This is a genomic window from Rhodothermales bacterium (genome assembly GCA_017643395.1).
Taxonomy (GTDB): domain Bacteria; phylum Bacteroidota; class Rhodothermia; order Rhodothermales; family UBA10348; genus JABDJZ01.
The window spans coordinates 1,964,906-1,977,657 of record JAEPNP010000001.1; the positions used below are offsets into that span (position 1 = coordinate 1,964,906).

The 12,752-nt window shown below is 62.3% G+C and carries 11 protein-coding genes; 10 read left to right on the forward strand and 1 reads right to left on the reverse strand.

All coding sequences use genetic code 11. The annotated features are described in order from the left end of the window. The first annotated feature begins 296 nt into the window (after positions 1-296). From JJ896_07975 to JJ896_08015, 9 genes are all read left to right on the forward strand, one after another. Complete coding sequence (locus JJ896_07975) at positions 297-686, forward strand: hypothetical protein (GenBank protein MBO6779578.1); 390 nt, start codon at positions 297-299, stop codon at positions 684-686. Beyond that, a complete protein-coding gene (locus JJ896_07980) occupies positions 683-1,255 on the forward strand; it encodes a hypothetical protein (protein MBO6779579.1) in 573 nt (190 codons plus the stop codon). Before JJ896_07975 ends, JJ896_07980 begins: the two co-directional genes overlap by 4 nt. 117 nt (positions 1,256-1,372) lie before the next feature. After that, complete coding sequence (locus JJ896_07985; protein ID MBO6779580.1) at positions 1,373-3,379, forward strand: hypothetical protein; 2,007 nt, start codon at positions 1,373-1,375, stop codon at positions 3,377-3,379. Positions 3,380-3,449: 70 nt separating this feature from the next. After that, entirely contained in the window at positions 3,450-4,829 is a 1,380-nt protein-coding gene (locus tag JJ896_07990) for an HTTM domain-containing protein (protein MBO6779581.1), read from the forward strand. An 89-nt stretch (positions 4,830-4,918) separates the two neighbouring features. Next, positions 4,919-5,077 carry a hypothetical protein gene (locus tag JJ896_07995; GenBank protein ID MBO6779582.1) on the forward strand — a complete coding sequence of 53 codons (159 nt, stop codon included), beginning with the start codon at positions 4,919-4,921 and terminating at the stop codon, positions 5,075-5,077. Between the two features lie 139 nt (positions 5,078-5,216). Then, on the forward strand, positions 5,217-6,620 hold the full coding sequence (gene tadA, locus JJ896_08000) for a Flp pilus assembly complex ATPase component TadA (GenBank protein MBO6779583.1): 1,404 nt from the start codon (positions 5,217-5,219) through the stop codon (positions 6,618-6,620). A gap of 15 nt (positions 6,621-6,635) precedes the next feature. Beyond that, positions 6,636-8,357, forward strand: a complete 1,722-nt coding sequence (locus JJ896_08005) for a hypothetical protein (GenBank protein ID MBO6779584.1) — start codon at positions 6,636-6,638, stop codon at positions 8,355-8,357. A 4-nt stretch (positions 8,358-8,361) separates the two neighbouring features. After that, entirely contained in the window at positions 8,362-9,366 is a 1,005-nt protein-coding gene (locus JJ896_08010) for a hypothetical protein (protein ID MBO6779585.1), read from the forward strand. An 11-nt stretch (positions 9,367-9,377) separates the two neighbouring features. Then, positions 9,378-10,736, forward strand: a complete 1,359-nt coding sequence (locus JJ896_08015) for a type II and III secretion system protein (GenBank protein ID MBO6779586.1) — start codon at positions 9,378-9,380, stop codon at positions 10,734-10,736. A gap of 104 nt (positions 10,737-10,840) precedes the next feature. On the opposite strand, the gene JJ896_08020 is transcribed toward JJ896_08015, so the two are convergent. Further along, positions 10,841-11,560, reverse strand: a complete 720-nt coding sequence (locus JJ896_08020; protein MBO6779587.1) for a hypothetical protein — start codon at positions 11,558-11,560, stop codon at positions 10,841-10,843. Positions 11,561-11,581: 21 nt separating this feature from the next. Between JJ896_08020 and JJ896_08025 the strand changes: the two genes are divergently transcribed. Continuing rightward, on the forward strand, positions 11,582-12,745 hold the full coding sequence (locus JJ896_08025; GenBank protein ID MBO6779588.1) for a M28 family peptidase: 1,164 nt from the start codon (positions 11,582-11,584) through the stop codon (positions 12,743-12,745). Positions 12,746-12,752: the final 7 nt, after the last annotated feature.

Sequence of the window (12,752 nt, forward strand, 5' to 3'; positions counted from 1 at the left end):
GAGACGCCGACGGCTTGTTCGTCATGCTAAGGAGAGAACCCGGGAGAGCCGGGACCGGGGAGGATACCCCTCAATACCCGCCCGGTCCCGTAAATGGCTCGTTGGGTACTCGAAGTCCCGCTTTGCTTAGCGGGATGGCTTCCGGTAGGTAGGGTATCGGCAGATATTCAGACGACTTAAGAAAAGTATTGTGAAGCTACGATGAAGTGACGGGGTGCCTGGCGGGAAGTGCTGAGGGGCCGGCTTTAGATCCTGGTCGCGACGGCCGATACCGACCGCGGAAACCCATGTAATCCATGCAGCAAACCCTGATGGCGTTCCTGGCCATGATGGTGGCGTCCATCGCGGCGTACAACCAGCAGATGTCCGACATCCGCTCCCAGGAGGACCGCATCCGCAGTGAGATCGAAATGATGGCCGCAGCCGTTGCCCTTCACGAGATGGAGACGGCTGCAGCATCCAAGAGCTGGGTCGCTCTCGACGACCTCGACGACACCACCGGCTCCTCGACCTACGACCTCGACACGGTCAGCGTGTCATTTGACTGGGAGTGGGACGTGCGCTACGTGGACGATCTCGGGGAACTCTCTGTGACGCCAACCGACCTCAAGGAGGCGGAGATCACCATCACGCACAACCGCTGGGCATTTGACCTGGTGATCATTGCCCGGACTTTCGGCCTGTGAACGTCTTACTCGACAATCTATCCTCGACTCTGGTCTTCGCGACGGTCGCGCTGGTGCTGGCCGCCACGCAGTTCCGCATGCAGAAGGACACCGCTGAGGTGACCATTGCGTACATGGCCAAGAAGCAGCTCCTGAGCTTCGCCGAGATGATCGAGGACGAGTATGAGTTGATCGGCGAAGGGATCAGTGGTACCAAGATTCAAACCCACACGACGGACGCGAACGGGAAGACGACGTCGTTCGTCTTCAACCGCGAGATCAGTTCGGTGGATACGCAGGTGGAATACCGCCTGGTGGCGACCGACACGGTGCAGGTGCAGGGGAGGGATGTCCCGATTTACCGGGTGGATCGGTTTGAGGCGGGCGTCAAGGTGGGTGGAGGCCCTGCGCTTCTCACCGATTTCCGGGTTGACCTGCTGACCAGCACCGGCGGAGGCGCTACGACCTCCACTGCCGAGCTGGTGCGCATCCGTATGTCGCTGGCCCACACTGTGGGGGACATGGACGACTCCAACGTCAATGTCAGCTACTGGGGCATGACCCTCAGGCCGATTGCCCTGAGTTTGTAGCGGGCCGAACCATAGGGAAAAAGTTCGCGACCGGGCTTAAGTGCGGGGGGGAAGCTGCCGATACCTACCCATGCGTCTGCTATCAGACGATCCGCCTCAGACAACCTAACTACCACTATGGGTAAGGCAGCACTAATCCTCGTCGCCGCAGTCAGCGTCGCTTCGACTACGGTCTACATGACGCAGGACAGACAGTCCATCGAGACGCTCAGTCAGGAAGCGGTGTACGAGCACCAGGTCCTCGCGCGGGAGATCGCGCAGTCCGCATTCAACCGTGTGGAGAGCAGGGTCCGCCGAGATTTCGAGAATCACCGGGTCAGCCTGGCCGATGTCGCGCATCGACAGGGTGAGATGGACATCACTGCGGTCGGCACGGCGGGATCGCCGGTCGCCATCTCGGCCACGGGCCGGTTTGAGGACGCCGAGTACACCATTTCCGGGGTGCTTTCCCGCTCCGGATCCCGGGTACTGGACGCACTGACGGTCGATGGGGCCGTTGAGGCGGTAGACTTCTCAGGCAACGCGATGGTGTCCGGTCTGGATACCGATCCGGATGGATCCGACGGATCCAACCAGGATGTGCACGCCGTGCTGGCAACCACGACGGACGCCTACACCGACTTCCTGGCGGAGGTAGTCGCAGGTGTCGGACCGGGCGTTGCCGGACTCGCTGATGTGCTTCAGGGCACGCCCGAGACCAATCTGGACAACATGTCCACCAATATTCTGGCCTACTCAGGGGGTGCGCTCACCACCTACACCGGTGACCAGGACCTGTCGGATACTACGCTGGGATCTGCCGGCTCTCCGGTTGTTCTGCGCGTCACCGAGGGCGACCTGACGCTGTCCGGCACGTTCACCGGATACGGCATTCTCTATCTCGACGGCACGCTCGTCATGGAAGACGACGCGCGATGGGAAGGACTGATCTTCATTGAAGAGGACGGCGGCGACCACATTCTGCGTGACGACGCCCGCGTGTATGGAGCGGTGGTTATCCGGTCCATTGCGCAGGACGGCTCCGGAGATGACGGCGGCCTGCCGGGCGGCCATTTCGATGTCGATGTGTTCGATGAGTTCGGAGTCGGTGACTACCGCTACCACGAGCACAAGTATGACGACGACTTTGACGTCACCGGAATCGATCTCCTGGACCCGACCGGGTGTGGCAGCGGCGGCCTTTGCTGGAGCTCCATTCTGGGCAGTGAGGATGCGGTCTACGTGTCCTTCAAGAACGAGACCTACGGGTACGGCACCTTCGACATCGAGGCCGGCGCAGGTTCCGTTACCAGCACCTGTGATGACGGTGGTGGTGGCGGCGGCGGGGGTGGTGGCGACTCCGACGACGACGATGATGATGGTGGCGACTCCGACGACGACGATGACGGCGGATGGGACTTCTCGGCCGGCGCCGACATGGCGCGAGCCTCTCAGCTGACCGGTCTCTTCAGTGGCCTGGGCAGCGGAAACGGCCTGGCCATGTGCCACGACGGGACCACGATCAACGTCTCCGGATTTGCCGTGCTCGCTCATCTCTGGCACGGCGACTCGATCGGAGCCTGCTCCGAGCCGGAGGATGAAGGTGATGGATGTGAACCGACCACAACAAACATCCCGGCAGTCGACCTTGCTGGCAATACGCACGAGGGGCTCTCGGCCACGCTGCTGGACTCACGGGAAGTCACCAGCTTCTCTGTCAACTTCGAGTATCTCTGCGCTCTGATGATCAGCTCGCCGAATGGCGTGATCTACGATCCGACGGATCGCAATGACGCGTTCACGATTCAGATTCACGATGCCTCGCACGACGGCTCCAGCTGGAACCAGGGCAGTCTGCTGTACGAGACGTCCGTCTACCACCATACCGGGTACGGCTGGTGGGATGATCCGGGTGGAGAAATCTGTGATCCGCTTCTGGGCGGAGGTGACATCGTGCAGGCCGGAGATCCGCTGGAGCTGGACGTCGAGGACGATGCTCTGATCCAGTACAGCTCGCTGGCGATGACCCGCATCAAGGACCTGCTTGCCGAGGTCGATCCCGGCTCTGGATCCATCACGCTCGGCGACGTCAGCGAAGCGGGAGTGCGTCCAAAGAAGCTGGCCAAGTGGCTTGGTCTGCAATAGCGATGGCCGATTCGGTCCGGTGATTGCTCCTGGTCCGGCGTCTGGGCAGCCAGCCTGAAACGCCGGATTCGTGATCGCTCTACAGGAAAAGAGTTCCAGTCTTCAGGCCCGCCTCCGCAAGGAGGTGGGCCGTTTTCGTGCGCGCTTGTCCCGACCCATGGATGCAGCGCCGTTGGTGTGGTTTCGATTTGTCTTCGGGGCCATCATGGTTTGGGAGGTATACCGGTACTGGTCCAAGGGGTGGATCGAGCGGTACTACATCCAGCCCTGGATGAACTTCAAGTTTCAGGGTTTTGGTTGGGTAGAAGTTCTCCCCGAGCCCTGGATCTGGATGTACTTCGCGGCGATGGCTGTACTGGCCGCCGCCGTCGCAGTCGGACTGGCGTATCGGATTGCGATGCCGCTGTTTGCGGCAGGGTTCTGCTACTGGTTCCTGCTGGAACAGGCCAACTACCTGAACCACTTCTACCTGATTTCGCTGGTCAGCCTGCTCTTGGTATTTGTGCCGGCCCACCGCTACGGCAGCGTTGATGCCCGAATAAGCCCGGAAATCCGGTCACGCTGGGTGCCGACGTGGAGTGTTTGGGCCATTAGGTTCCAGCTGGGAGTGGCCTATGCTTTTGGTGGCATTGCCAAACTGAATGGAGACTGGCTCACCGGCAGGCCGATGAACGACTGGTTGCAGGGCACGGGCGACACCTGGCTAATCGGCCCCTTCCTTGAGGCCCCGCTGGCACCACTGCTCATCTCCTGGGGAGGACTGTTGTTCGATGTGCTGATTGTGCCGGCCCTCCTGTGGAAGCGTACCCGAATTCCGGCGGTGCTTGCCGTGACGGCATTCCATCTGACGAACTCGGCCATCTTCTCCATCGGCATCTTTCCCTGGCTGATGTTGGCGGCAACGCCCGTCTTCTTCGATACGCCCTGGCGTCGTGTCAGGCCATCGGAGATCGTAAAGCCGGCGACTCTCAGGACCATGCCCGCGGCGGGCTTCGCGGCCGCCCTGGCGTTTGTCGCCTGGCAGCTGCTCATGCCCATGCGCCACCACCTGTATCCAGGAAACGTGAGCTGGACGGAAGAGGGCCACAATTTTTCGTGGCATATGAAGCTGCGGGACAAGAATGGCGAGATCGGTTTCACAGCGCGGGACCCGGAAACCGGTCAGTACTGGCGAATAGACCCGGAGCACTTCCTGAGTAGCCGACAGCTCCGCAAGATGACTACTCGGCCACACCTGATCATGCAGTTTGCACGCGCGATCGAACCGGAGTTGCTGCGGGAGCTCGAACTCGCGGACGTCGAGATCTACGGAGCCGCTTCTGTCTCTCTGAATGGTCGCCCCCGAACCGCGCTCATCGATCCCAACGCAGATCTTACCAGTGTTCGATGGGGCCTGAGAGCTTCCGAGTGGGTGTTGCCCCTGGAACAGCCTTCTGTCGCAGGCCGCTGATTGGTGGATTTAAGTCCGGGGCTTTGCTGCCGATACCTGAAGTGCGTGATACGCTCACGCGCTTTTCTGGCACGATACCCCTTGATTCCATGCACAACCGCATCCTCCGGGCAGGAATGCTCTTGTTGGCCTCCCTGATGCTGGCACCACCAGCCGGAGCCGAGATCGAAGTGCCCACGGGCATTCAGACGCTGAAAAGTGCAGTCGCCCCGGTGGGCCATTCGGGGCGTATTCCGGAGCGATATTGATCGTCGCGGGCAGGTCCCGGGTACGCGCAGAGCAATGATTCGAACTCGCCGCTACGCTTAAGGGCTCGCCGGACGGGACGATACCGGCTGTGTATTCCCCTCATTCGGGGGTGCACGAAGCCAGAACATCGCCCGTCTCATGTTCAGAGACCTACCTGAACCTCGATTCTCGGTGGCCGACTCGCCAGGAGGCCGCCCCCGTACCGCGCGCGAAGCCCGGGCCATGATGGCTCGGTTGCACGCGGAGCAGAACGGCGCGGCCGTGCCCGAACCGCCTGCGCCGGCCCCGCGCAAGAAGAACACGGCATCCCTGCGCGGACAGTTCGCGCATGAGGTCCCGATGGTGATTCGGGAGATCGCTGAGAAGATCCCCTATCAGTTTCTCGGGGAAGACCGGGTGCTCTACGTCGTGGAGCAGATCCAGCGCGTGTCAGCCGCCGAACGGCAGGCCATGCGGGAGTTTTTCTACCGGGTGATGCGGCACATGCTGACGCTGGGCGCCAGCGACATCGACCTGGGCGGCGCATCGTCACGCGGATCGATCTGGCTCCGCATCCACGGCGACAAGCGGCCGGTGCATCAGTTCGGCATGTTCAACCCCGATGAGTTCACCGTGCTCATCACGAACCTGCTGAATGACAAGAACCGCAGCGTGCTTCAGGAGCGCCGAGCGGCCGATTTCTCATTCTCCCTGCCCATCGAAGGGGATCGAAAGGTCCGGTTTCGTGCCACCGTGTATTACGAGATGGAGGACATCGCGCTGAACATGCGCGCCATCACCGACACGGTTCGGCCACTCAAGACGTTGGAGTTTCATCCCGTGATCGAGCGGAGCCTCATGTTCCGGCATGTGCGCGATGGACTGACCATCATCTCCGGCGTGACCGGCTCGGGCAAGAGTACGACGCTGGATGCCGTCGTCGACGCAAACAACAAGGACTTTCCCGGCCACATCGTCATTCTCGGTCAGCCGATCGAGTACATGCACATGTCGCAGAAGTGCATCGTACGCCACCGGGAAGTCGGACGGGATGTGAACTCGTTCAAGGAAGGCATCACCCAGTCCCTGCGTCAGGACCCGGACATTGTGGTGATCGGCGAGATGCGCGATCCGCAGACCATCTCCTCGACCCTGGAGATCACGGACTCCGGTCACAAGGTCTTTACCACGCTGCACACGTCGTCCGCCGTCGAGTCCATCGACCGAATCATTGCGGAATACCCGACCGATGAGCAGAATCGTGTTCGCAACCGCCTGGCGGACGTGCTCCGCTGCGTGATTGCACAAAAACTCGCGCCCCGTCACGGTGGCGGCCGCATCCTGGTCAAGGAAGTGCTGTGGCTGGACTCTTCGGCTCGAGCCGCCATCAAGGGCGACAACGTCGGCGAGATCTACCAGATGATGTGGGAGGGAGGCAATCAGGGCATGATCACCCTGGAGCAGGACCTCTACCGCCTGGTCAAGCAGGGTCAGATCACGGTCGAGACCGCAGTGAACTACGCCAACAACAAGAAGCGGCTGAATCAGCTGCTCCGACGGTAATCCCGGAGGCCGCCAATGAAACTGGGATCATCCAAAGACCTCGTACTGGGCATCGCGGTAACCTACCGCGCCGTGCACGGCGTACTGGTTCGCGACACTCCGAATGGGCCTGAGGTTGTTCGTCACTTCGATCGGCCACGCAGCGCGACCGATTCTTCGGCCATGGAGTCCGGGGGTTCTGCCCAGCAGGAGTTCCATTACGTAGAGGACAACGATCCGGACGTAGCGTTCGCTTCGGCGGCCGCCGACCATTCGAGCCTGTTTCTGAGCTCTGAATTCTCCGATACCGAGGTGATTAACGGTGAAGTGGCACCGTCCACCGTCGAAATCGAGCTGACCGACATTCTTGATGAATGCGCCGAGGCCGGCTACCCCGACCCCTACGTCGTGTTCTGCGTCGGCTCGACCGATCTGGACTACCACGAGGTCTTCGTACGGGGCAAGGCGAAACCCGGAGATCGGCCGGCCAAGAAAAAGAAAAGCAAGAAGCGGCACGAGAGCAGCAAGCTGCTGCAACATCTAGCCGCCACCACGGACGCCAAGTTCAATCCGGACCAGACGGTGTTCGTGCCCATGACGCCGTCCGAGGAGCGGGTGCCCCGCTACCTCGCGATCTGCGCCCGTGGCTCCGAGATCATTGTTCCGACCCTGAAGCGGCTGGCTGCGCGCAATCGACGCATCAACGTCGGCGTCATCGAGACCGAGGTGAGTCTGCTGCTCGGAACCGTGCGCCGTCTGGTCGCGGACAGCGACGACGGTCGCACGCCGCCCACTAGACTGCTGGTCCGCGTCGGTGCGGACGATACGGTCATCATGCTCATCGAGGGGGGCAACCTTTCCCACGTGGAGTCCCTCCGGTCCATCACCTCGTTTGATCCGGCCGATACGGTCTGCTCCCGCATCCTGCTGCTGCAGGACGAGCACGGCTTCGCCGATCCGGACGAAATCCTGGTGCTCGGAGAGGAGAACGAAGAGTCGCTGACGCGGCGGCTCACGGAGTTCTTCGAAGAGAGCAAGGTTCAGAGCATTCGTGAGGTGCTTCCGCGAAGCGCTGACGACCTGGACGAAGAGTACTCCCGCGAAGCGACCCTCGCCGCGGCAGCCGTAGTCCGCTACCTCTACGATCCCGCCGGCAAGACCCATTTCGAACCAATCAGCTTGCTGCCCCGCAAGCTGTTCCGTCGCGGCCCGAGACTGGACCAGTTCAAGTGGCAGACTGTGCCCCTTATGGTCCTGCTCTTTGCGACCTCCCTCTTCTTTGTGCACCGGTACATCCGTCAGTCGCAGGAGACCCAGGCGTTGAACGACAAGCTTGCCGAGTACCCTGCAGAGCTGATCGAAAGCAACAAGGGCGACCTGCAGGCCCGCATCGACTCGATACAGGCCGTTTCCGCGGGCTATATCCAGGCGCTGGCCGTGCTGGACAGCATCCTGGTGGGAAGCGACAAGTGGTCGCGCGCCATGGAACGCGCATCCGCTGAGGCCGCAGCCGTCCCCGGCATCTGGATTGAAACCTGGGAGCAGGAGGGCGAGAGCCTGGAACTCATCGGCACGGCGACCAACCGGGATCACCTGGTGCGGTACGCAACGCGCATGGACGGCATCATCAAGAGCATGTCCTTTGGCGAAATCCGAGAGCAGCCGGTGTTCAAGTTCACCATGGACGTGCCGCTTCCGCACGAGCTGCCTGCCGCAGCGCAGTTCCTGAGGGACCAGGCCGAACAATCAGGAGAGTAGCGACATGGGTCCCTTGCAAAACATGATGGCCATTCTCGCACTCTGGCTGATGTCGGTCGGAGTCGGAACGTGGCTCACCTTCTTCAAGCAGCCGGGCGAGATCGAGGATCTCCGCCTGACCGAACAGAACGCCCGCATCAAGCAGAGCGAAGTGGCCGCGCTGCTTTCCGAGGAATCGATGATGCAGGGCAAAGCCGCAGCCATTCAGGCCCAGTGGGATTCACGCTACAAGACGATCCCCAAGCAGCTCGCCACGCACGAAGTAGTCGCCTATCTCAACAGTCTCACCCAGTCAGGCTTCCAGAGCTTCGATCTGCGCTACGACCAGATGGAAGGCGGTCGCGATTTCAATACGCACAAGTTCAAGATCTCCGGCAAGGCCTCGTACCGGGCGCTGTATGACTTTGTCTGGGCCATCGAGAACTACCGCAGCTTCTACAAGCTGATGGATTTCGATCTGACGCACATCGACCTCGTCACCACCGACAAGACGACCGGCAACGACCGAATGGACGTGTACGTGCAATTCGAGTTCGACCTGCACGCGTACTTCGGTGGCAAGGCCGGCCTCTCCGCCGACGACCAGCTACCCGGCGCAGTAACCGGCGTGACACCGCAGACCGAACTCCCGCCCGTGCCGGCATCGATCCTGCCCTCGCGAAAGCCGGCCAAGGATCCCTTCTATCCGCTCATCATGTCGCAGATTCCGCCGAATACCTATGGGTTGCTGAACCTCGACGTGGCGGTGCTTGAATCGATTGTTGACGGCAAGGCCGTATTCAGGACGTCCGTCAAGCAGCCCGACGGGACCAGTAGCACTGAACTGGTCGACGTGGGGGTCGGCGACGACGTGTATCTCGGCCGAATCATCATGGTCGATCCCATCCAGAACACTGTAGTGGCCCGTCTCAACATGGGCGGCATCATGGACGAGCGAGTGTTCACTCTGGATGTCGACGCCAACTTCCGCCAGGCATTGGGTCCCGCCCAGCTGGCACCCTCCAACTGAGGTATGCTGCAATGAACCGTACCCGCATTCTTACGCTCTTTCTGGTCGCCCTCGTGGGCGCTGGCTCGGTGCAGGCCCAGCGTGTGCCGCAGCGCGCCCTGAGGACCTACATCCCGCCGGATCAGCTGGTGAGCTTTCTGCCCTCCACGCCGATGAACACGTTTCTCGAGCTGGTCAATCCCATCTTCACCCGGATTACCGGCAAGGAGGTAATCGACCCGGATGGACTGAGCGACGCCATCGGTATCTCGATCTCGAGCATGCATTTCCTGGACGCGACGGAAATGGTTCTGGCGTACAACGGGTTCTACCTGCGCGAAACCGAGCAGTACTTCATGGTGGAGCCAGATCCGTCCACACTGCCTGATCCTGCGGCGGACCTCGCCGCGCAGCTCAATCTGGACCCGACGACCGGGCTACCTGCTGCAGCCGGCCCGGCCAGCCTGGCCACCAAGCAGGTGCGCATCAGCGCGGTGCTCTTCGAACTCAACCACACGAAGGCCAGAGACTCCGGCATCAACTGGAGCGTGATCTTCGGTGAGGCCAGCGCAGCAGCCGCCGCGGGTGGTGGTGGAGGCAGCCAGGGTGGCGGTGGCGCCAGCCAGGGCCTTTCGTTCCAGTTGAAAACGGACGAGCTCTTCGAGCCCCTGAAGAACGTGCTCGTCGCGCCGACATCCGTGGATGTCAAGGACCTTAAGAGACTCATTCAGCTGGCCGAGGCCTCCGGCGTCGGCGAGACCGTCGCCAGTCCCGAGGTGACCGTGCAGTCCGGTCAGAAGGGCAACATCCAGATCGGCCAGGACGTGCCGATTCAGAAGCTCGACTTCTCGGGCAACACCGTGATCGAGCTTCTCCAGACCGGTATCATTATCGACGTGACACCGACGATCATCACCGAAATGACGCCGGATTCCGTGGCCGTGGACATCGTACACATGGATGTCAGCGTGGAGAAGTCGTCCAGCCGACCCTCTGCTGCCGGGCCCATCATCGACCGCAGCCAGGCCGGCACTCAGATCGTGTCGCTGGACGGCGAGCAGGTGCTGATTGGTGGCCTCTACAGCACCGATGAGACCATATCGCGCCGGGGCGTGCCGGTCCTCAAGGACCTGCCCGGCTGGTTCCTGGGTCTCAAATACCTCTTTTCCCGCTCGCAGACCACCGTCACGCAGAAGGAACTGTTGATGGTGCTGCAGGCAGACATTGTTCAGCCGCTGCTCAGCCGCGTCGGCCAGCCCTATCAGGACAATCTGCTGGAACGGCGGCGCCAGGACGTGCAGGATGCCCTGCGACGGTTCAACGAACAGATTCAGGAGCAGGCAGCCAAGCCCGAGAAGTACAAGCGGAGCGGCGCCACACAACAAAACTGACTATCGGGGTCCCCAGGGGCCGCGGTGTTCCGGCGGGCGGCGTTCACCTCTGGGTGGACGCCGCCCATTTTATTGTCGATGGGCTCCAAGGGCCCGCGACAGAGTCACACGACCCGCCAGTCCCGGTAGAGCATGCGGTGGCGGAAGGGATGCACGGACTGGCGCTCCCGATAGTTGACCCATTCGCTGGTGGCCCAGCCTGCCGTCGCTTCAAACAGCATCTGTCGCATGGCCTCCAGCACCGCGCGCCGCTGCCCGATTCGGACCTCTGCCCAGCCAATCGTAACCAGGGCGGGCAGGACCGCCAGATACAGGTACAGCCCACGCACGGAGGCCGTACTAAGCGCAATGCCTATCCAGGTAACCGTAATGGCGATCGCGGCGGGAAGTGCGAACCGGCTTCGGGGCGGCAGCAGATGACCGCCCGTCGCCCGAAGCGAGCGCATCAGATAGGCCTGCCGTTTGTCGTCGGGCACCGCGGCCGCCTCGGAGCGTGTCAGTCCCTGGACGAGGCAACTCAGCTTCCATAGTTTGCTTCCCGCCTGTGCAGACGCCATGAGGGCGTTCCTGTTGGCGGCGAAGCGCACAAAGCGCTCTTCAAACTCCAGTTGACGATCGGTCTGGAATCCAGCCAGAAGTCGCCAGGCCGCCAGGGCCAGGTACGCCACCGTCGGCACCATGACGATCAGACGATGCGGCATCCCGTTCCGGTAGGCCAGCGGCACCATCAACACACCGGCGCACAGCGCGACGGCGTACAGGATGGTCGCATTGCGCGTGGCGGAGCGCAGTCGCTGGAGTTGGATAATGATGCGCGCGGACACAGGGCTGCACGTCGGTTGCTTATGGTCGCCAGCTGCCTTTTGCTGGGCTGTTCTTCTGCGACCACCGTGCAGGACGCGGGAGAACCGACGGGTCTCTCCGCCAGTCTGATCCGCGCCCACGTCAGTCGACTGAACGCGGAAGATATGGCCGGGAGGCGCACCGCGACGCTGGGTTATGCTGCGGCCGCGGACTATGTGGCCGGTCGGTTGCGTGCGTCCGGTGTGCAGCCCGTTCATCCCGGCGAATACCGCCATCTGACCTACGACGCCGTGAATCACGCTTCCGGCGTTCTGCTACGTTCCCTGGGGCCGGACTCGACCGTATGGGATACGGACCGCGACCTCCTGCCGGATCCCCGCACGGCATCGGTATCGATGCGCGCCGCCTCCGTGCGGAGGATTCCGGGATCGGGCCGCATATCGGCAGCGCTGCCGTCCCAGATTGCCATTGTGGACTCCGTGCTCAGTACCGGCCGCGCCATCGATCTCGCTGCCGCCGGTTTTGAGGCGGTACTGATTCAGCGGCATCCGACCAGCGGCCGCGCATCCATGCAGTTGCCCCTCGCGGCGATCCAGGTAGCTCCGGACAGGTTATCCCGCATTCTGGATCGCATCGGTCGCGTCCCGGAGGGCCTTGAGCGCCTGGAGATTCGTGTGGAAGCCGATCACGATTCCGGCGCAGGCTTCATCCACGTGGTCGGCATGCTGGCCGGGTGGCACCCCGCCTCGCGCGACCGCGCGGTGCTCGTGGCGGCGCAGCTGGATTCGGGTGGATTCCTGGCCGGTGTGGCCATGCCGGATCCCGGTCGTTCCGGGCTGGAGGCCGCCGCGTTGCTGGAGGTCGCTCGGGTCATGGCAGCCGAGAGGCAGCGCGGTGCGGGCAATGCACGCACGGTGGTCTTCGCCTGGTTTGCAGGAGGGGCGCAGGGCGATGCGGGGCTGCGCTCATTCCTTCGCCATCCGCCCTGGCCGCTGGATGCGGTTGACGCGGTCATCCTGGCAGGGGCCTTTGACGAGGTGGCGGGCCTTGAGGGCGTGCGTCGTCTGGTCGCCCCTGATATTGCGATGCGGCCTACTCCGGACGCCTGGGGGCGGGCAGGACTTGAACTGGCCGACAGGATTCAGAGGGAGGTCGAGGTGGCCGCACGGTCCAGTGAGGAAAAAACGCTGATCGCCCCCCGATAACGTAGCG